This window comes from Staphylococcus sp. EZ-P03, assembly GCF_003344575.1.
GTDB lineage: Bacteria > Bacillota > Bacilli > Staphylococcales > Staphylococcaceae > Staphylococcus > Staphylococcus simulans_B.
Genome location: NZ_QPMO01000001.1, coordinates 99,473 through 118,703, shown reverse-complemented (window position 1 = coordinate 118,703; position 19,231 = coordinate 99,473). Strand labels below are relative to the sequence as shown.

The 19,231-nt window shown below is 38.3% G+C and carries 22 protein-coding genes; 3 read left to right on the top strand and 19 right to left on the bottom strand.

Features of this window, described 5'->3' with window-relative positions:
- Nucleotides 1-120: 120 nt before the first annotated feature.
- On the bottom strand, nucleotides 121-954 hold the full coding sequence (locus tag DVJ99_RS00540) for an aldo/keto reductase (protein ID WP_114602735.1): 834 nt from the start codon (nucleotides 952-954) through the stop codon (nucleotides 121-123).
- A gap of 37 nt (nucleotides 955-991) precedes the next feature.
- Complete coding sequence (locus tag DVJ99_RS00535; RefSeq protein WP_114602734.1) at nucleotides 992-2,167, bottom strand: MFS transporter; 1,176 nt, start codon at nucleotides 2,165-2,167, stop codon at nucleotides 992-994.
- Between the two features lie 269 nt (nucleotides 2,168-2,436).
- On the opposite strand from DVJ99_RS00535, the gene DVJ99_RS00530 reads away from it, so the two are divergent.
- Complete coding sequence (locus DVJ99_RS00530) at nucleotides 2,437-2,802, top strand: winged helix-turn-helix transcriptional regulator (protein WP_105993161.1); 366 nt, start codon at nucleotides 2,437-2,439, stop codon at nucleotides 2,800-2,802.
- A gap of 132 nt (nucleotides 2,803-2,934) precedes the next feature.
- Here DVJ99_RS00530 and cobA read toward each other — a convergent pair whose 3' ends face one another.
- The 16 genes from cobA to DVJ99_RS00450 form a co-directional block, all read right to left on the bottom strand.
- Nucleotides 2,935-3,888 carry a uroporphyrinogen-III C-methyltransferase gene (gene cobA, locus DVJ99_RS00525; RefSeq protein ID WP_114602733.1) on the bottom strand — a complete coding sequence of 318 codons (954 nt, stop codon included), beginning with the start codon at nucleotides 3,886-3,888 and terminating at the stop codon, nucleotides 2,935-2,937.
- Nucleotides 3,879-4,193: a nitrite reductase small subunit NirD gene (gene nirD, locus DVJ99_RS00520; RefSeq protein ID WP_002479734.1), complete on the bottom strand. Its 315-nt coding sequence runs from the start codon at nucleotides 4,191-4,193 to the stop codon at nucleotides 3,879-3,881. Before nirD ends, cobA begins: the two co-directional genes overlap by 10 nt.
- Before the next feature lie 2 nt (nucleotides 4,194-4,195).
- A complete protein-coding gene (nirB, locus tag DVJ99_RS00515; RefSeq protein ID WP_114602732.1) occupies nucleotides 4,196-6,601 on the bottom strand; it encodes a nitrite reductase large subunit NirB in 2,406 nt (801 codons plus the stop codon).
- 2 nt (nucleotides 6,602-6,603) lie between these two features.
- A complete protein-coding gene (locus tag DVJ99_RS00510; RefSeq protein ID WP_114602731.1) occupies nucleotides 6,604-7,062 on the bottom strand; it encodes a precorrin-2 dehydrogenase/sirohydrochlorin ferrochelatase family protein in 459 nt (152 codons plus the stop codon).
- On the bottom strand, nucleotides 7,063-7,755 hold the full coding sequence (locus DVJ99_RS00505) for a sirohydrochlorin chelatase (protein ID WP_240430796.1): 693 nt from the start codon (nucleotides 7,753-7,755) through the stop codon (nucleotides 7,063-7,065). It lies immediately after the preceding gene.
- 211 nt (nucleotides 7,756-7,966) lie between these two features.
- Nucleotides 7,967-8,797 carry a formate/nitrite transporter family protein gene (locus tag DVJ99_RS00500; RefSeq protein ID WP_114602730.1) on the bottom strand — a complete coding sequence of 277 codons (831 nt, stop codon included), beginning with the start codon at nucleotides 8,795-8,797 and terminating at the stop codon, nucleotides 7,967-7,969.
- Between the two features lie 241 nt (nucleotides 8,798-9,038).
- A complete protein-coding gene (locus DVJ99_RS00495) occupies nucleotides 9,039-9,227 on the bottom strand; it encodes a hypothetical protein (protein ID WP_105993154.1) in 189 nt (62 codons plus the stop codon).
- A gap of 89 nt (nucleotides 9,228-9,316) precedes the next feature.
- Nucleotides 9,317-9,787, bottom strand: coding sequence for an SRPBCC family protein (locus tag DVJ99_RS00490; protein ID WP_114602729.1), 471 nt, complete (start codon nucleotides 9,785-9,787; stop codon nucleotides 9,317-9,319).
- Nucleotides 9,788-9,932: 145 nt separating this feature from the next.
- Nucleotides 9,933-10,448: a YceI family protein gene (locus DVJ99_RS00485; RefSeq protein ID WP_114602728.1), complete on the bottom strand. Its 516-nt coding sequence runs from the start codon at nucleotides 10,446-10,448 to the stop codon at nucleotides 9,933-9,935.
- Nucleotides 10,449-10,619: 171 nt separating this feature from the next.
- Nucleotides 10,620-11,528: a CobW family GTP-binding protein gene (locus tag DVJ99_RS00480; RefSeq protein ID WP_114602727.1), complete on the bottom strand. Its 909-nt coding sequence runs from the start codon at nucleotides 11,526-11,528 to the stop codon at nucleotides 10,620-10,622.
- A gap of 38 nt (nucleotides 11,529-11,566) precedes the next feature.
- Entirely contained in the window at nucleotides 11,567-12,898 is a 1,332-nt protein-coding gene (locus DVJ99_RS00475) for a nucleoside recognition domain-containing protein (RefSeq protein WP_114602726.1), read from the bottom strand.
- Nucleotides 12,892-14,010 carry an NAD(P)/FAD-dependent oxidoreductase gene (locus DVJ99_RS00470; RefSeq protein ID WP_114602725.1) on the bottom strand — a complete coding sequence of 373 codons (1,119 nt, stop codon included), beginning with the start codon at nucleotides 14,008-14,010 and terminating at the stop codon, nucleotides 12,892-12,894. The genes DVJ99_RS00475 and DVJ99_RS00470 overlap by 7 nt, the downstream gene beginning before the upstream one ends.
- Before the next feature lie 177 nt (nucleotides 14,011-14,187).
- Nucleotides 14,188-14,790, bottom strand: coding sequence for a DsbA family protein (locus tag DVJ99_RS00465; protein WP_114602724.1), 603 nt, complete (start codon nucleotides 14,788-14,790; stop codon nucleotides 14,188-14,190).
- A 188-nt stretch (nucleotides 14,791-14,978) separates the two neighbouring features.
- Nucleotides 14,979-15,710: an amino acid ABC transporter ATP-binding protein gene (locus tag DVJ99_RS00460; RefSeq protein WP_105993148.1), complete on the bottom strand. Its 732-nt coding sequence runs from the start codon at nucleotides 15,708-15,710 to the stop codon at nucleotides 14,979-14,981.
- Entirely contained in the window at nucleotides 15,707-16,441 is a 735-nt protein-coding gene (locus tag DVJ99_RS00455) for an amino acid ABC transporter permease (RefSeq protein ID WP_105993147.1), read from the bottom strand. Before DVJ99_RS00455 ends, DVJ99_RS00460 begins: the two co-directional genes overlap by 4 nt.
- Nucleotides 16,425-17,204 (bottom strand): amino acid ABC transporter substrate-binding protein, encoded by a 780-nt coding sequence (locus tag DVJ99_RS00450; protein ID WP_105993146.1) that lies wholly within the window; start codon nucleotides 17,202-17,204, stop codon nucleotides 16,425-16,427. Before DVJ99_RS00450 ends, DVJ99_RS00455 begins: the two co-directional genes overlap by 17 nt.
- Before the next feature lie 227 nt (nucleotides 17,205-17,431).
- On the opposite strand from DVJ99_RS00450, the gene DVJ99_RS00445 reads away from it, so the two are divergent.
- A complete protein-coding gene (locus DVJ99_RS00445; RefSeq protein ID WP_105993145.1) occupies nucleotides 17,432-17,539 on the top strand; it encodes a putative metal homeostasis protein in 108 nt (35 codons plus the stop codon).
- Between the two features lie 295 nt (nucleotides 17,540-17,834).
- On the opposite strand, the gene DVJ99_RS00440 is transcribed toward DVJ99_RS00445, so the two are convergent.
- The gene (locus tag DVJ99_RS00440) at nucleotides 17,835-18,521 is read right to left on the bottom strand and encodes a 2,3-diphosphoglycerate-dependent phosphoglycerate mutase (RefSeq protein ID WP_105993144.1); all 687 of its coding nucleotides are present in this window, start codon (nucleotides 18,519-18,521) and stop codon (nucleotides 17,835-17,837) included.
- Nucleotides 18,522-18,804: 283 nt separating this feature from the next.
- Between DVJ99_RS00440 and DVJ99_RS00435 the strand changes: the two genes are divergently transcribed.
- Nucleotides 18,805-19,167, top strand: a complete 363-nt coding sequence (locus tag DVJ99_RS00435) for an aggregation-promoting factor C-terminal-like domain-containing protein (RefSeq protein ID WP_114602723.1) — start codon at nucleotides 18,805-18,807, stop codon at nucleotides 19,165-19,167.
- The last annotated feature ends 64 nt before the right edge of the window (nucleotides 19,168-19,231 follow it).

Here is a 19,231-nt window from a genome sequence, read left to right as displayed (position 1 = left end):
TAATGTCAAAGAGATATTAGGGATTCACCTATAAGCCTAAGGGTATTCCCTACATTTTATGAAAACGAAAAAAAGCAGTATCCCATTTTGTGAGATACTGCCCTATAAATAACTATGCTATTAACCGTTGAAGCTTGCCGGATCTGGTCCGATACGTTTATTTTCATTTAATGATGAAATGGCTTTGACTTGTTCTGGTGTTAACTCAAAGTTGAAGACATCAAAGTTTTCTTCAATACGTGAGGGTGTAATAGATTTAGGAATTGTGATGACATTGTTTTCAATATTCCAGCGAATCACTACTTGTGCAGGTGATTTGCCTAATTCATCCGCAATACGATTCACTGTTTCATCTTTTAAGATGTCGCCGTTCATTAATGGAGACCAAGATTCCATTTGAATATTTTCATCACTTAAATAATCTCTCAATGCTTCTTGAGTTAAGTACGGGTGGAATTCTACTTGGTTAATCACAGGTTTGATATCAGTTTGTGCTTTTAATGTTTCTAAGTGTTCAATATTAAAATTAGAAACACCGATATTTTTCACTTTGCCTGCATTGTATAAATCTTCCATGCCTTTCCAAGTTTCTACCATTAATGTTTCATCTGTACCTGGCCAGTGAATCAAGTAAAGATCTAAATAATCTAAGCCAAGATTATCTAATGATTTTTGATAACCAGCAGCAACATTCTCGCGGCCGAAGTCATCTAACCATAATTTAGAAGTAATAAATAAATCTTCGCGTGAAATTCCCGCTGCTTTGATACCTTCTTTGATACCCAGACCGACCATTTCTTCATTACCGTAAATCAATGCGGCATCGATACTTCTATAACCGCTGACAATCGCATGTTTCACCGCATTTTTCGCTGTGTCGTCGTTTTCTACTCGGAAGACACCTAAGCCTAATCCAGGCATTTCATTTTTATTATTTAAAGTTTTGATTTCCATCTTTCAATACACTCCTTAATATGTTTTCTTTTTATTATTAAACTGCTGTTTCTACTTTAGGTTGTTTGTAAAGCCAATACATGAAGATACTTGCGATAATTACCATCGCAAAACCGAAGTATGGTGTTGCGCCGATAGAGAATTGTTCTAATACATATCCGCCGATGACTGAACCTAATGTAATGCCGATATTAAAGGCGGAAATATTGATACTCGATGCAAAGTTAACAGTCGCAGGATTATCTTTTTCAGCTAACAGCACGACAATCAACTGCAAACCAGGCACATTCATAAATGCGAACAAGCCCATCAACATTACAGATAACAGTCCTAAAATATGCAAGTGCGCTGTAAAGCCTACAATTAATAAAATCAGTGCCTGCATCACAAAGATACCAATCAATGCACGTACAGGTTGTGTGTTTGTCAATTTACCGCCTAATGTGTTGCCTATCGCAACCATCACACCGTAAAAGATTAAGATAACCACAACTGCAGAATCACTATACCCCATTGCTTTAGTCAATAACGTTGTTAAATACGTATAAACTACAAACGTACCGCCGTAACCTAAAGCTGTAATCAAATAGACCATTAATAATGATTTATTCTTGAAAACTTTCAATTGTTCCGACATAGGTGCTTGATCATATTCCGTTAAGTCGCTCGGCACAAAGATCAAGTTTGCGATTAAGCTTAATAAACCGATGAAGGCTATCGCAATGAATGACATTTGCCAACCGAATTGCTGACCAATCCATGTTCCGAAGGGAACCCCTGTAATCGTCGCAACTGTAAGTCCGGTAAACATCATCGCAATCGCACTAGAACGTTTATCCGGTGTAACCAAGTCGCTGGCGATTGCTGTAGCTACACTCATGAACACCCCATGCATCAGCGCTGATAAAATACGCATCGCCAAAAGCATACCGAATGTTACTGAAAAAGCTGCTAAACCATTTGCGACAATAAATACCAGCATTATCCCCAAAAGCAAATGTTTTCTTTTCATTTTATTCGTTAATGGCGTAAGCAGCGGTGCACCGATTGTTACACCGATAGCATACATAGAAACCGTCAACCCTGCTAATGCGATAGTGATATTATATTCTTGTTGGATCAGAGGTAATAAACCAACACTGATAAATTCTGTCATCCCGATGGCAAAGGCTGAAACCGCTAAAGCAAGTATGGCAAATCGATTTTTATTCATCTTCAAAATCCTTTCCTTTTTTTGAGTTAATCTGATTATAAAACCAGAGTTTCTTTTTGGGAAGTACGTACTTTATTGTGCTATAAGCACCTTTAAGTACTATAGGTACTTTTTAGTACCCTACCCCCTCATCAAAACCCTTTCCTTTTTTGTGATATGTGTTATTATATAGCCAAAGATTTCTATTAGGAAGTACGTACTTTATTGTGCTATAGCTACCAAAAAGTACTATAGGCACCAAAAAGTACCTATAAAAAGGACGTGAAACTATGAAAGATTATAATATCGGTGTAGAAGCAACAATTGATGTTATCGGAGGCAAATGGAAACCTGTTATTCTATGTCATTTAAAAGATGAAGGAACAATGCGTACCTCAGAACTAAAACGTGCTATTCCTCAAATCACACAGAAAATGTTAACGCAGCAATTAAGAGAATTAGAACACGATCAAATTATCAACCGCATTGTTTATCAACAGATTCCGCCGAAAGTCGAATATGAACTCTCTGACTACGGCACAAGCTTAAACAATATCTTAACTTCGCTTTGCAGCTGGGGCGAAGGCCATATTCATAAAATGCAAGAAAGAGAAGCAAACGCAGAAGCTGCATTAACAAAAGAAAACGCGGAGTAACAGACAAGCTTTAATAATAGATCACTATTGATAGAACGAAAGGACCGTATACTTAGGATTTCACCTAGGTACACGGTCCTTTTTATACATATTGAATTCAATTTTAGTCTTGTGTGCTCAGCGGTTCAGTAACTAAGCTTTAATAATTTCAGTAATATCATCCATCTGCATAAAGCGATAGATTAAATCCAACTGACTTTGGTGATATTCATCATCTGTATTCGGATCAATCATCGCATAGCCGCCAGCATCATAAATTTCAAATGCTTTATTGATTGCGGCTTCTCTGTCGCCTGTCACAATACATTGTTTGCCGAAGTATTCCGGCAGATGATCCGTTTCAATAAACGTCGGACCGTCTGTAAGTGCCATCGCATCTCCGACGAGTAAAATACCCGGCGCATCGTCAGGTGCTGCTTCTCTGACATCATCTTCAATTGTCGAAAGTTTCCCTTGAATCACCACTTGATTCGAATAAGAAACATTGAAGATTGCGCAAATCGGATAGTCTTTGCCGACTTGTTTATAAATTTGGCTGATAATCGTATGCAGACGTTTAATGCCCATATAAATCGCAAGCGTGCCGCCATCGATTAGTGACGCAATATCGATTTCTTGTTCTTGAGAATCTTTGAAGCTTCCTGTTGTAAACGTGACACTTTTAGAAATATTGCGGCTGGTTAACCCGATACCTAATGCTGCAGCAGCTGCACTGGCTGTCGTAATCCCCGGCACAATTTCACATGGAATCTGATGTGATTTCAATACTTCTACTTCTTCTTGCACACGCGCAAATATCGCAGGGTCGCCGCCTTTTAAACGTACGACCTTTTGATGTTTGTATGCTGCTTCTACAATAATGTCATTGATTTCACCTTGTTGAATATGGCGGCTGTACGGCTTCTTGCCGACATCCACAATTTCAATTCCAGGTGCCGCCAGTTGTAAAATGAATGGATTGACTAAACGGTCATACAACACAATATCTGCAGTACGAATCAGATGTTCTGCTTTTCGTGTTAATAGATTAGGATTGCCTGGCCCTGCACCGACCAAATACACATGACCGGTCGTGCTTACAGCCATAAATACACATCTCCATCTTCAACTTCTACTGTATAGACTTCAACACAACCTTCGTCAGGATCTTGGACAAGACCTGTTTTCAAGTCGATTTGAGAGTCGTGAAGCGGACAGAACACAGTATGTCCTGCTACTGTACCTTCAGATAATGGTCCTTGTTTATGCGGACACACATTATTGATGGCATGAATTGTACCGTCTTCTGTGAGGAACAATCCGATTTGTTTATCTTTAACAATGACTTTTTTACCGATTAAGGGTGTTAAGTCATCTAACGCCGCTACTTTAATTTTTTCTAATGTATGCATCCTTACACCTTCTCTACTTCAAAGATTTTTTGATCTTCGCGATCATTCACAATTTCAGACCATGGCTCTTGTTCAACTGCACGTTTCGCTTCCATGATACGTTCGTATAATGCGTCTTGGTTTTCTTTGTTCAGTACGTAGTCTTTAACTACATCAAAGCCCATTCTTTCTAACCAAGGTGCTGTACGTTCAGTGTAAATACCTGTTTCACGGTAATACTGCATGTAAGCACCGCAAAGTTTGATAACGTCATCTTCTGTTTCCACTGTTGTTAAGAATTGACCTTTCACAACTTCAGTACCGCCGTTGCCGCCGACATAGATTTGGAATCCGTTTTCTACACCGATTACACCGAAGTCTTTAACACCTGATTCTACACAGCTTCTTGGGCAACCAGAAACACCCATTTTGAATTTATGCGGTGTATCGATATATTCGAATGTTTTCTCCAAACGAATACCGAGACGTGTTGTATATTGTGTACCGAAACGGCAGAATTCTTTACCTACACAGCTCTTAACAGAACGTGTTTTCTTCGCATAAGCAGATGCTGAACGCATGCCTAAATCTTTCCATACTTTCGGCAAGTCTTCTTTCTTAATACCGTATAAGCCGATACGCTGCGAACCAGTTACTTTCACTAATGGTACATCATATTTCTTCGCAACTTCACCTAAACGGATCAGCTGATCAGGGTTCGTTACACCGCCGCGCATTTGCGGGATGACTGAGAATGTACCGTCATTTTGAATGTTCGCATGGTAACGTTCGTTTGCGAAACGAGATGCTTTTTCATCTTCGTGTTCATTTGGATAAATCATGTTCAAGTAGTAGTTGATAGCAGGACGGCACTTCGGACAACCGCCTTCTGTTTTCCATCCAAGTACATTACGTACTTCTTTAGATGTTTTAAGGCCTTTAGCACGGATTTGCGTTACGATTTGATCACGTGTCAAATCAGTACATTCGCAAATACCTGCAGGTTTAGATGCGACAAACGCACCGCCTAATGTATGTTCTAATAATTCACCGATTTGCGGTTTACACTTACCGCAAGAGTTGCCTGCTTTTGTAGCTTTTGTGACTTCTGCTACAGATGTTAATCCATCTTCTACAATCGCGTTGACGATTGTACCTTTTGTCACACCGTTACATCCGCAAATAGTTTCTTCGTTATCCATATCCGCAACAGACAAGCCGTCTTCTTCGCCTGCTTTGCTTAATAGAGATACTAATGTGTAGTCTTCGATAGATTCGCGTTTTTTCATCATATTGAAGAAACGTGTACCATCATCTGTGTCGCCATATAATACTGCACCTACAACACGTTCGCCTTTTAAGAAGATTTTTTTGTAGACATGATCTTGACTGTTGTAGATTTCAACGCCTTCAACTTCTTCATCTTCTTGAATTTGACCAGCACTGTATAAGTCGCAGCCAGATACTTTCAATGAAGTAAATGTAGTTGAACCTTTATAGCCTTCTGTTTCACGGTCTGTTAAATAATCCGCTAACACTTTGCCTTGTTCATATAACGGCGCAACTAAGCCGTAAACTTTACCGTTATGCTGCGCACATTCACCCACTGCATAGATATTTTCATCGCTAGTACGCATAAAGTCATCTACAACAATACCGCGTTCAACCTCTAAACCAGAGTCTTTCGCTTCTTGTACGAATGGACGAATCCCTACAGCCATGACTACTAAATCAGCTGGTAATTCTTTGCCGTCTGCTAAGCGGATACCTTCTACGTCATTTTCACCAAGAATTTCTTTAGTATTCGCACCTAATTCAAAGCGCATACCTTGTCTTTCTAAGTCTTCACGCAGCATTTCGCCTGCTTGACGGTCCAGCTGCATTTCCATTAACCAATCAGCTAAGTGTACTACTGTAACGTTCATGCCTTGGTCCAGCAAACCTCTGGCACATTCTAATCCAAGCAAGCCGCCGCCGATGACGATAGCTTCTTTTTTCGTTTGCGCAATTTCAATCATACGTTCTGTATCTTCAATTGTACGCCAGCCGATGACACTTGGTAAGTCGTGGCCTGGAAGCGGTAAAACAAAAGCATTCGAACCAGTCGCAAAAATACATACATCATAAGGAATTTCTTTTCCTTTTTCAGTCATAACTAATTGCTTTTCACGGTTAACGCCTGTTGCACGCTCTCCTGTAATTAATGTAATACCGTTCTCTTCATACCATGAATAAGGGTTCATGATAGTTTCATCTACCGACATTTTCTTTTGCAGAATGTTGGATAACATAATGCGGTTATAGTTAGGATATGGTTCTTTACCAATAATCGTAATTTCAAATTTATCTGAATTTCTTTCTAATATCTCTTCAATAGTTCTGACACCGGCCATGCCGTTACCGATCATGACTAATTTTTGTTTTGACATCCCTATTCCCTCCCGTATTCTTTCTCTAAAAATTCCTGAATGGCTTGAGCTACTTTCTTCGCCTTTTTATAATCTCCGCCATTAGAGCGGACACTGATAGACAAGTCTTCAAAATCAAATTCTTTCATGTTGAAAAAGTCAGAGCGTTCTTTATCCCCGGTATGATTCACGAGTTGATTCGGTGTCGTATCTTTTTTGATTTGATCATTGATTTTTGGCGAATCTGTCGCAATAATGACAACATCCGCATTGGCAATGTCTTCTTTATCGTAGTCTTTAGTAATGAGTTTCATATTAGGGTAAGACTCTTCAAAAAATTCTGGCAAAAAAGATTTAGAAATGACTGTTACATCTCCGCAATTCGCTTTAGCAAGTTGTTTAAACTTGCGATATCCTATTCTGCCGCCGCCTACAAGTACTGCATGCTTTTTAGATAAGTCTAGTTGTATAGGATAATACATTTAAACCGCCTCTTTCTGATTCAATCTATCAATTAACATCTCGTCTAACTCAGGTTCAAAATTCAACGCATCGGCAATTGTGATATCAGACTCCCCTTTAATAGCATTGATTTTCTTCTTAATTTTGTTTACTAAGAAACCGTTATAGAAGAAAATAGGTATCACATAGAGCTGATCGTAATTGTCTTTCATTTGCGGTAATAAATCTTCATATAGTTTATTACCGTAAAACATCATAGTGTAAACCGGCAGTTCTGTCGTAATTTGTGCTGCTAACGTATCGATTTCATCGTCTGGTTCAGTCACAATCGGACTGCCGTGACCAATAAGTATAATAGCGGAGCCTGGTGTATGGGCATCTGGCCATGCTTCAATACGCTGATTGACCCATTTTGTCAGACTCGGATGATCGCAAAGGGGCTGACGAATTTCATACGTAATACTTGGAAACATCAGCTGCATTTCATGCATTACTTTCGGCAAGTCTTGTAAATAATGTCTACCCGAAAACAGCAACAATGGAACAATCACAAATGATGTTTCACCTTCCCACAAATGTTTGCGGATAATTTGAGGCAATGAAAGCTCATCGCTTTCGATAAATGCCACATCAAACGTACCGTCAATTTGACTTGCGACTCTATCTAACTCCTCCATCAATAATTGGTTTTGTTTACCGCGTCTCAATTCCATGCATAACGACAATTGTTTGTGTCATATGCATTTCCCCCCTTTATATGCATTGTACCTTAATTTTTACATTAATGTGAATGCATTCACAAAATTATAATAAAAATAGGGAATCCCCTTAGTTTAATCTTGAGGGGATTCCCTAACATAATGCAACTATTTATGTGTTTTGATTGTTCAAAATAATAATTTCTCGGTAAAAACTGAAGTCCTTTTATTTTTGTTCTTCAATATAACGATTACGTTTACCGTTAAAGAACGCAAAAAGCAAACCTATGAAAATACCGCCGCCGATATAGTTTCCGATAAAGGCAAAGACAATATTTTTCAATACGTCTAACCAAGCTAATGCGCCGATATTGTAAAACATCATACCAGAGAATAAGTTCGCATTGTATACAACGTGCTCATATCCCATAAACACGAAGACTACAACACCGCATGCCACAAAGAATGTTTTAGATAAACCGTCTTTGAATTGCATTGAAACATAGATACCGATGTTGATAAAGAAGTTTGCGAAGATCCCTTTTACTAAAATACCTTCCCAAGTTCCTAACGTTGTTTTCTTTTCAACGATACCTGTCAAAGCTTTAATCATTTCCGGTGTCATTACATGCGTAAATTTCATTAGACCGAATAGTACAAATCCGCCTGCAATATTACCGATAAAACAAAAGATAAATAACCAAATGATTTTACCGATAGGCACTGATTTATAATAAGCGCCCGCTGTCATGTACATAAAGTTACTTGTTAATAGTTCTGATTGTGTAAGTACGATTAATACTAAGGCTAAACTGAATGAAACCGCACCGATAAAGTTGATTGTCCCTTCATTCAAACCTGTATGCTGTGTTTTCATCGCAAGCATAAAGACTGCCACAATAGATAATAAGAAACCTGACATCATAGATTTAAAGAAATAACGCACTGGCGTTTTCTCTAACATGACGGCTTTCATTTGAGACGAGCCGACTACTGCGTCCATCGTTTGGCGTGAAGCGTATGTATCTTCTAGTGTTTTAAGATTTTTCATGCCCATAGACTTACTTTCCTCCAATCCACTCATTGAGATACATCTAGTATATTATTAAATTAAGTCTATGCATACCCTTATTTTAAATTTTTCCCTATACAATTTATTAATAATGTGTTGATATATGTTAATTGAATTAAAGTTATCTTAACGATAAATTCAGCTAGAATTAAAGAGAGTACAAACCATTAAACAAAAAAAGCACCGAGACAGCATATGCACTGTCCCGGCAGTATTCATTGACCTATTAAGCATTTTTCTGTGCTTTACGTTTAACCATCCATTTCAATCCAGCTGAGAAGATACCGCAACCTGCTACGGTACGCAAGAACCATCTCAATGCACTATTAGAGATACATTTTGATGGAAAAACTGCAGATGGAATCAATGTACTTAATACGTAAAGAATTACGACTTTGACATAACGTTCGTTCATGCTTTTCACCTCTTTTAGATTACATAGTCAGTGTAGCACTTTTAAGCCACGATAAATATGTCAAAAGCCGTAAATCAGGGAATCCCCCACTACCTTTTCAGCAATTCCTCTAACTGATCCAGCGTACTTTCCATGCCTTGTTCGACACCCATTTCCATTAATTGTTTAGCCGCTTCTTCTGACGGCATTACAGAAACAGACTTCACTTCTGTCGTCGAACTGCCTTTAGATGTAAGATACAGTTCCACACGCATCCCATTCATATCAGGATTGATATTGCCTTTTTCATCCGCAAAATAGTCATGATAGATAATTTTATGCGGTGCTTCAATTTCATCATATTGCTGAACGGTGTAGCTTTCTGCGTCAGGCATTTGAATTTTAAAGAAATTCTTTCCGCCTGCTTTTGGATTAAATTCATATACTTTCAATGATCCGCCTTTAGGAAAGAACCATTGTTCAAACTTTTCTTTAGTTGTATAGGCATTGAATACATTTTGAATACTTGCTTCAAATGTACGTGTACCGATGATTTGATTACCTTTTCTCGTTACTGTCATGATTCATGACTCCTTTGTCTGTTAAAGTGGTTACTTCTATTATGTATATATTCCCAGTCAATTTGCCAATCATTCCCAAAATAAAAGCAAAACATAAAAAAACTGGAATACAGCCCTTGCTGCATTCCAGTGTATCTATAATTAATTAGTCTTCAACGATAAATTCTACGTCTGCTTCGAATTTAACATCTTTACCGATTAATACGCCGCCTGTTTCTAATTTTTGGTTAAAGCTCATGCCGTATTTTTCACGGTCAACTTTGCCTGATACTGTGAAACCAGCTACGTTTGTATCGTTTAATGGGTTTTTGCTTACGCCGTCGTATTCAACATCGAAAGTTTCTTCGTGTGTTTCACCTTTGATTGTTAAATCACCAGTTACTTTGTTTTCAGAAGCTTCTTTGATTACGAATTTGATTTCCGGATGTTCATCTGCACCGAAGAAATCATTTGTACGTAAGTGGTTATCTCTGTCTTCTTGGTTAGTATTGATTGATTTTACATCAATTACAGCTTCACCTTTAAGTGAACTGAAGTCATTTAAGTCACCTGATAATTCAACGTTGAATGAATCGAATCCGCCTTTCACTTTAGAAACCATTAAGTGTTTCACTTGGAATCCGATAGAAGAATGTGCTGCATCAAAAGTAAATTTAGTCATAAAACAAACCTCCAATTTTTATTTGTATACTTAGTATACCACATATATTTTATATATCAAGCGTTTAGGTTCATTTCTTTGGTCCATTTTTAAAATACCCGTTTCATTTCTATTTATACGTGACAAAAGTATGAAAAAAACACGCTATCAGATTGGATAGCGTGTGCAGCGTTAAAAGCTGGGTGTTTCTATTTGATTTAAATCACTGCCGATGACCACTAAATAACGGTCTACCAGATTTTCCAACTGTATCGGCTCTATTTCTAATTGTCCTGCCGCATATTGAACCAAGTGCACATCCGGATGCTCAGCCAACTGTACGAATCCTTTTACACGATACGTCGATTGGGGCAATGTTTCAAACCATCTTACTAAATCTTCTAATTCCACCGTATGTACACATTCAAAATAACGATGGCCGATACCTTGATGGTGCGGTGTATGTGCACAAGCATCCGCATCCTTTTGTGTCGGTACAATAGAGGCGGCTTGATGTGAAAATAATGTTTGAGAATCTAACTGTCCAAAAGTACCGACAGAAATTTCAGCACTATCATTCAAGACATTCAAATCGGACAATATCTCTGCAATTTGATCCGGTTCGCACAAGTCGATTTTATTCACCCATAAATGCGAACAATACGTCAGCTGATCATAATACAGCTTCTGCATGTCCCCTGGATAGTTGTCAATGCGATGATACAGCGATGCATCTACCACACCGATGACACTTGCTATGTTAGAAATCGGTGCCAATACAGGTGTTAAACATGCATCAATCACAGATTGTGTTTCTGCAACACCGCTGCATTCTACGAACACAACATCCGGCTGATATTGTAAATAAAGCTGATGCAGCTGTTTAGAAACATCTGCTTTCATCGCACAGCAGATACATCCATCTATCATCTCATCCATCGGCACAGATTGATCGACTAAGTAGCTGTCGACACTTGCCTGTCCAAAATCATTCATAATGACTGCCGGCTGCATAGATTGATTTAAAGCCTTTTGAATCAAGTGATTCAAAGTCGTTGTTTTACCGCCGCCTAAAAAGCCTCCGATAATAATAATATCCATTACTACGCCTCTTTCTTATCAAAGATTATAGTACTTGTTTAAATTAAGACACCTGCGAGCAACGCAATTACTAAAGTCAAACCGATTGATGTGGCCATTTGTCTGCCGATAAGGGCACCGCTCTTTTTCAGTCCTAAATGTTTCGCCATCATAGATACTGTAACCATACATGATGAGAACGTTGAACTGAAGAAGACTAATACAAGCAAGCTTGCAGGTGTTAATGACTGCAAGACAGCTCCATTGCCGAAGTTGAACAGCAGCATGCCGTCTTTACGAATCATTGAGAATAAAATACCTGGTGCCATACTATCCGGAATATGAAGCAGATAAAGCAATGGTGTAAAGACCAAAGCAATGATTTTCAGTATCGGTGTCAGTGATAACAAGCTGACAACAATACAAATACCGATAAAGATAGGTAAAGCTTGGAGTAAGAACATTTCAATCGTACCCCAGATTTGTTGTAACAAGGGTTTTAGTTTGGGCCATTGCAGTTTATTACGGTAAATCGGAGGCGTAACATGAAATTGTGTCTTGTTGCGATACCATAATTTATTATGGATAATACCTCCGATAAATACTAACAGCAGATAGGGTACAAACAACCATGAGTGCTGTGCTGCACTGAAAATCGATAACGTTGCGCCGATTTGATAACTGCACGATGAGCCAAAGCTGATAATACTCATACAATTTTCTTTTGTACATGCACTGCATTGACTGTTGGCTTGTGTAATCGCAGCCGCGTTACAACCGAAGCCTTCGAGTACCGGAATAATATCTTGACCGTCTAAGCCTACTTTGCGCATCGTCGGTTCAATCGACCATACCACAAACTGTTTGAGCTGTGTTTGATCAATGACTGCCGTTGAAATCCCTATCATCACTACAACAGGCAATGCCCAAACGAGTGAATAAATACCAAGCGATAATACACCGTAATCTCCATAAAGGACTTGGTCAATCCAATGAATAGAAGTATGAGCACGATGCATCATCATTTCAATCCAAAATGATACATAATTGCTTTGAAGCCAATCTGAGAAGTGATACGCCAAAAAGATCGGCAGCGCAAACATTAAGAAAATAATCAGCCAGCCTAAAAGTGTATCGTGAAACTTAGGCTGGTGCTGACGGCTTTCTTCTACGTAAGCTTTTAATTTTCTTATATCTGATTGTGTCGTTTTTGAATCAGATGTTACAGCGTGATGCGGTGAAGCGTTGACTTGCTGCTTAAGAATAAACTGGCGCAGCAAAAATTGCTGCGCAGTTGTTAATTTGTTGAAACCTGTTAATTTCAATGCATGCTGTGTGTCAGGAATCGAAGTATACTGCCCTGTTGCTAAATTGAATTTAACTTCTAGCATGAGCAGTCCACTTCGCAACAGCTGTAATCATCAAGGAACATTTTGTTATCTTTGTACACTTCTACCGCTTCTTCATTAATTTCTAATGCTTCGCGTTCTAAAACTGTTGCGGCTAATACCGCAAAGCGTGCACGGAATTTATAGATATAGCATAAAATTGCATCCGCATGACGTACTGTCGGTCCGATCATGAACACATTCGGGTAACGTGTAGATTCATCATCTTCTGTAAGCTCGATTTCACCATCATGTGTACTGAAGAGCTGTTGGACTAGAGGATTCGTTGTCGCATCAAATCCAGTCGCAAGAATCGGTTCGTTTTTAGATGTTGCTTGTTTGCCGTTGTTGAATTGCACGACATACTTTTTATCCATATCAGAGTAAGTGACTTTAGAAGCTGTGTAGCCGACATTCAATTCGATTTCTGCGCCGTTTTCAACGACTTTGCGCAGACGCTGCTGCGTATAAGGAGATAATCGGATACTTGGATCTGCATGTTTATCATCTAAGCCTGTTGAGTGCGTATAGATTTTGACTTGTTTACCTTGTTCTGCCATACAGATTGCAGCATCAAACGCACTTTCGTTACCGCCGATAATAACATACTCATCACCCGGCATTTGAGTAAAGTCTTCTACGTCGCTGTAGTGCTGACCATATTTGAAAGGCTTGCGCGCAAATGAGAAGTCCCCTGTTGCGATAAAGACATACTCGCTCGTAATCAATCCTTGGTCTGTATTGATTTCATAATGTCCATCCACAAAGTCGATTTTCTCTACTGCTGTATCTTCTTGTACAGGCAATTCGTAGTGCTGTGCGACCGTTTGTAAATAATCCGCATATGTTGCGCCTGAAACATGTTCTTCATTAAAGGTATAAGCTGGAGATGTTTCAGTAGAGACCGCATTAATATCCGGCATACCAAATCCATTTGTCGTAAATGAAGGTGTAATTGTTCTTGTAGATTTCGGCCAATTTAAGAAGGATTGTCCAACTTTGCCTTTATCAATGATTATCATATCATTGTCATCTAAGCCGATTTGTTGGAACGCAATGGCCATTCCAATCCCTGCTGCTCCCGCTCCGATAATTGCCACACGATAATGTTGCATAGCTTATTACTTCCTTTCTTTATCTCTCTCAATCTATATTTGTAAATCGTAATTGTTACGTTTTGTACCAAGGTATTTTATCACTTACCTACATCAAACACAAGAAGCATGCAACGTTGAAGCATGAAAAAAGACTGTGCTGCTACGTTTATCACGCAGTGCACAGTCTGTTGCTTGTTATTTTTCATCTAATAACGTTTTATAGTCTTTTATATGGTACGGATCTTTTACTACTTGGCCATCGATATAAACGACAGGTACCGTATCTATCTTTTTCTCTTTCGCAAATTTCTGGTCTTGTTTTGCGGCTTTATACGACTTGCTGTCTTTCGTTTTATAATCTTTTTTAATCTTTGCTTTCGTTTCATCTGATATATCTAAGTCATCAATCAAACCGTCTAGCAGCTTTTCATTGATCCATGGCTTTTTATGGTCTTTTGTATCTGGCTGCTGATTAAAGATTTTATGCTGGAAGGCAAGGTATTGTTTCGGTGCATAGATTTGTACCGCATGTCCTGCACGAGAACCGATAATGGAATCTTTGCCTAAAAATGCAAGATTGACCATTTGATACTCTGCTTTGCCTTTATCAATATATTCTTTTTGCAGCTCGGGCATGATTTGATCATCTACCTTCTTGCAATACGGACACTTATAATCCGCAAATTCTATAATTTTAATTTTGCTGCCTTTGCCTTCTAATTCAGGATCTTTTTGTGAACATCCTTGTACAATTACAGCTAATAAGATGATACTGATAAGTATGAACCATTTTTTCATTGATACACGCCTCGATTCATGAGTTTAATAGTTGATGATGCGAATCGAATCCTAACTTTCTTTTATAATCACTTCATTTTGTACTCTCAAGCTACATCATACACGCTAACATACTGCGTTGCCAATAGTTGATGAACAAAAGCATAAAAAAGCCTTCGATTATCTGCTAACCGAAGGCTTCATAGTATTTATTGTTCTTGAATCACATTTAAAAATCTCTGCAACTCAGGTGTTTTAGGATGATTGAAAAGCTCTGAAGGCTTACCGGCTTCACCAATCACACCTTCATTAATAAAGACCGTCTTATCTGATACTTCTTTCGCAAAACGCATTTCATGCGTCACGATGACCATCGTCATTCCCTCTTTTGCGAGTTCTTTAATTACACGCAATACTTCAACGACTAGTTCCGGATCAAGTGCTGAAGTCGGTTCATCAAAAAGCATCACTTTAGGATTCATAGCTAAAGCTCTCGCAATCGCAACACGCTGTTGCTGTCCACCGGATAAAGCACCAGGATGCTGATCCTTAACGTGTGTTAATCCTACTTTTTCAAGCAGATGTTCTGCACGTTTTCTTGCTTCGCCTTTTGATAATTTCTTTACAACTATAAGACCTTCCATCACATTTTCGATTGCTGTCTTATGCGGGAATAAATTATAGTTTTGGAATACCATTCCTGATTGTTTGCGCACACGAATTTGCGACTTCTTATCATTATTCGTATACGTTTCGCCGTTGACATAGACTTGACCTTCTGTCGGCAGCTCTAAAGCATTCATCATACGAAGCAATGTCGTCTTGCCTGAACCAGAACGCCCGATTAATGTAACGACTTCGCCTTCTGCTACATTAAGGTCGACACCTTTGATAACTTCTTTGTCACCGAATGACTTTTTCACATTCTTTAATTCAATCATGAACGATACCCTCTTTCTAAGTAAGCTTCATAGTATGACTGAATCACTGAAATGATAAAGCATACAACCCAGTACATTAAGGCAACAAGAATATAAATTGTTAAATATTCATATGTTGTTGATGCAACTTCTTGGGCTTTTCTGAACATCTCAGCAACAAGGATAAAGCCAAGCAACGATGTATCTTTCAGCAAGCTTAAGAATGTGTTCCCTAAAGCAGGTACTGACACTCTGATAGCTTGAGGCAAAATAATACGCTTGATTGTTTGGCTGTAATTCATTCCAATAGAATACGCTGCTTCAGTCTGTCCTTTTGGAATAGATAAAATACCGCCTCGGATAATTTCAGAAGCATAGGCACCGACATTTAATGAAAGGCCTATGATTGCGGCAATTGCGGACGGCAACGTCCACTGGGTATCGGGATTATTCGTTACCAATCTGCCGAGTTCCGGCAAACCATAGAAGATAATGAATAATTGTACGATCATCGGTGTACCTCGGATAATCGAAACATATACACGTGCAATACCGCGCAATACTTTGCTTGTTGAAATGCGCATTAAAGCTGTAAATAGTGCTATCAGCAAACCTAATACAAAAGTGACGAGTGTAATAGGAATGGAATACTTGACCAAACCTTCTAACATCGGCAAGAATGCTTGTTTCGCAGCATCAAATGCATGCTGCTGCTGATCGTTTAATAGAATCGCATTAAGGTTTAGAAACATCTTGACCAAACCATTTCTTACCGATTTTTTCTAATTCGCCGTTTTTCTCTAATTTTTCTAATGCTTTGTTCACATCTTTGATTGTTTTATCATCTGTTTTCTTAGAGAAAGTGAACGCAGATTGACTTTTCTCTGCATTGCCTTCAATCACTTTGATTTTCGCATTAGGTTTTTGTTTTTTATAGTCTAAGTATGACAAGTTATCGTTGAATGTACCGTCGGCACGGTTAGATTGAATTAAGTCCATTGCTTGGTTGAAGCCGTCTACTTTAACAAGTTCAGCACCTTTTTTCTTAGCTAATTCGCCAAAGTTAGATGTGAATGTTTGTGCCATTTTTTTGCCTTTAACATCGTCGAAACTTTTAATGTCAGTATTCTTTTCGCCGACTACCAACACACCTTTAGAGTAAGTATAAGGTTTAGAGAATTTATATTTTTTCTCTCTGTCTTTGTTAATACCTACTTGGTTTGCAATGACATCAAAACGTCCTGAATCTAATCCAGCAAACATTGAATCCCATTGTGTTTCTTTAAATTTAACTTTGTAACCCATTTCTTTCGCAACTGCTTTAGTTACATCGATATCATAACCCGTCAATTTGCCTTGTTTATCATGGAAAGTGAATGGAGCATATGTACCTTCTGTTCCAACTACAAGAGTTTTATCATCTTTGCTTGATGACTTTTTATCACTGCCATTGCCGCAAGCAGCCAAAGCAACCGCAACTACAATTGTTAATAACGCCAATAATATTCTCTTCATATCGTTTCTCCTTTTATCCTTATTGTTCTAATCGGATTAATCTATATTTTAAGCTACCCAGCCCTTTCCGTCAATACTATTTGCTCACCTCTTCACTACTCTATATATCCAAAATCTTCACAATTATGTCACTAATTAACCTCCTTTGTTTTCTAAATCGTAATCATTCCTATTTACAAATCTTCCTTAATCATGCATAATAGTATTTACGATTGGAGGCGAAATCAATGAAACAAGATTTAGCAACAGCGAGACGTAATTTAAGTAGCCCTAATATCAAAACACGCAAACGTGCGTTAAAGATTATCAAGGCAAACAAACGCAATAACAAATAATAGATTCACATATACTTTGCAAATGATCCTTAAACATTAATTTTCACAATCCTTTATGTCCTATTTGTGCTCTAGTCAGCATCTCTGCAGCTGGATATAAACAGTATTTCAAAACATTCCCTAAAACTTTTAATCCTAGACTTTCATGAGTCTGAATCTTTTAAAACGCTATTGGTCATTTGCAAAATTAAATTGCCTGAGTCCGCTCTAGATAGAGTTGACTCAGGCCTTTTCTATATAAAAAAGACAATGATGCAAAATCAAGCACCATTGTCTTTTGATTGTTCTGTTTCTATTATAAATATTTTTTAGATACAAAGTTCAAGTTATCATCTAATTCATAGATAAGCGGTGAACCTGTTTTAATTTCATAGCCTACGATATCTTCATCAGATACGCCTTCAATATGTTTGATTAAAGCACGTAATGAGTTGCCGTGAGCTGAAACTAACACAGTTTTGCCTTTTAATAATTCTGGTGCGATTGCATCGTCCCAATAAGGAATTACACGTGCTAAAGTATCTTTCAAGCTTTCTGAAGTCGGTACAACACGTGAATCCAAGTCGCTGTATTTGCGGTCTGCTAAATCAGCTTTACGTTGTTCTGGAGTTGCTTCTGGAGGTGCAATGTCATAAGAACGACGCCAAATATGCACTTGTTCTTCACCGAATTCTTGACGTGCAGCGTCTTTGTTTAAACCTTGCAAGCCGCCGTAATGGCGTTCATTTAATCTCCAAGTTTTGTGAACAGGGATAAATAATTGGTTTGAACGTTCTAATAAGAAGTAAGTAGTTTTAATCGCACGTTCCAATACAGATGTAAAGGCCACATCGATTTGAATTCCTTCTTCTTTCAAGCGATCACCTGAAGTCGTTGCTTCTTCTCTACCTTGGTCAGATAAATCAACATCTGTCCATCCGGTAAATAAATTTTCTGCGTTCCATACACTTTGACCATGTCGGCATAATATTAATTGAGGCATAGTTATCCTTCCTTTCTTCTAAGAAAAGCGCTCAATTTGAATACATCACTTTTCATATAATATTCTATCACTTTTCCATTGTGATACTCACTTTTTTTCACTCGAATTTCAAAAATACAAAATTGACACATTTTGAAATACAGTGTCATCAAGTTGTTATATTTCATTTCATTAGTAAAAAAGTTGTGAACTCAGTGTAACCTGCTTAATTTCAATCAATGATACAGTAGGTCTTGTGAATTTTTAAAGCATTCGTGAACAAGTAGTCTAGGAGGATATTCTTATGAAGAAATTATTATTATCATCATTTGCTGCTTTTTCAATCGCTGCAGCAGCAACTGCCGGTGTGCAAGCTGATACAAATACAGCACAAGCAGCCGAACAAACAAGTACACAATCTGTACATGACCGCTTCATCGCAGCAGGCGGCACAGAAGCAATGTGGGAGTACATTGTTATGCCTGAATCGAGCGGCAACCCAGACGCTGTCAATGAGTTAGGCTACAGAGGTCTAGGTCAGACTAAAGAATACTGGGGTACAGGCACAGTGGAAGAACAAACTAAAGGCATGATCCAATATGCAGAAGACCGTTACGGCTCTATCGACAACGCAATTCAATTCAGAATGGCAAATAATTGGTGGTAAAATTTACGCTTATACCGCATAAACAAAACCCTTAAGTCCGATACTTAAGGGTTTTAATTATGTG

Coding starts and splice junctions, on each gene's coding strand:
- DVJ99_RS00540 (WP_114602735.1), bottom strand. CDS start 954: ATGGAAATCAAAACTTTAAATAATAAAAATGAAATGCCTGGATTAGGC.
- DVJ99_RS00535 (WP_114602734.1), bottom strand. CDS start 2,167: ATGAATAAAAATCGATTTGCCATACTTGCTTTAGCGGTTTCAGCCTTT.
- DVJ99_RS00530 (WP_105993161.1), top strand. CDS start 2,437: ATGAAAGATTATAATATCGGTGTAGAAGCAACAATTGATGTTATCGGA.
- cobA (WP_114602733.1), bottom strand. CDS start 3,888: ATGGCTGTAAGCACGACCGGTCATGTGTATTTGGTCGGTGCAGGGCCA.
- nirD (WP_002479734.1), bottom strand. CDS start 4,193: ATGCATACATTAGAAAAAATTAAAGTAGCGGCGTTAGATGACTTAACA.
- nirB (WP_114602732.1), bottom strand. CDS start 6,601: ATGTCAAAACAAAAATTAGTCATGATCGGTAACGGCATGGCCGGTGTC.
- DVJ99_RS00510 (WP_114602731.1), bottom strand. CDS start 7,062: ATGTATTATCCTATACAACTAGACTTATCTAAAAAGCATGCAGTACTT.
- DVJ99_RS00505 (WP_240430796.1), bottom strand. CDS start 7,755: ATGGAATTGAGACGCGGTAAACAAAACCAATTATTGATGGAGGAGTTA.
- DVJ99_RS00500 (WP_114602730.1), bottom strand. CDS start 8,797: ATGGGCATGAAAAATCTTAAAACACTAGAAGATACATACGCTTCACGC.
- DVJ99_RS00495 (WP_105993154.1), bottom strand. CDS start 9,227: ATGAACGAACGTTATGTCAAAGTCGTAATTCTTTACGTATTAAGTACA.
- DVJ99_RS00490 (WP_114602729.1), bottom strand. CDS start 9,787: ATGACAGTAACGAGAAAAGGTAATCAAATCATCGGTACACGTACATTT.
- DVJ99_RS00485 (WP_114602728.1), bottom strand. CDS start 10,448: ATGACTAAATTTACTTTTGATGCAGCACATTCTTCTATCGGATTCCAA.
- DVJ99_RS00480 (WP_114602727.1), bottom strand. CDS start 11,528: ATGGATATTATTATTATCGGAGGCTTTTTAGGCGGCGGTAAAACAACG.
- DVJ99_RS00475 (WP_114602726.1), bottom strand. CDS start 12,898: ATGCTAGAAGTTAAATTCAATTTAGCAACAGGGCAGTATACTTCGATT.
- DVJ99_RS00470 (WP_114602725.1), bottom strand. CDS start 14,010: ATGCAACATTATCGTGTGGCAATTATCGGAGCGGGAGCAGCAGGGATT.
- DVJ99_RS00465 (WP_114602724.1), bottom strand. CDS start 14,790: ATGAAAAAATGGTTCATACTTATCAGTATCATCTTATTAGCTGTAATT.
- DVJ99_RS00460 (WP_105993148.1), bottom strand. CDS start 15,710: ATGATTGAATTAAAGAATGTGAAAAAGTCATTCGGTGACAAAGAAGTT.
- DVJ99_RS00455 (WP_105993147.1), bottom strand. CDS start 16,441: ATGTTTCTAAACCTTAATGCGATTCTATTAAACGATCAGCAGCAGCAT.
- DVJ99_RS00450 (WP_105993146.1), bottom strand. CDS start 17,204: ATGAAGAGAATATTATTGGCGTTATTAACAATTGTAGTTGCGGTTGCT.
- DVJ99_RS00445 (WP_105993145.1), top strand. CDS start 17,432: ATGAAACAAGATTTAGCAACAGCGAGACGTAATTTAAGTAGCCCTAAT.
- DVJ99_RS00440 (WP_105993144.1), bottom strand. CDS start 18,521: ATGCCTCAATTAATATTATGCCGACATGGTCAAAGTGTATGGAACGCA.
- DVJ99_RS00435 (WP_114602723.1), top strand. CDS start 18,805: ATGAAGAAATTATTATTATCATCATTTGCTGCTTTTTCAATCGCTGCA.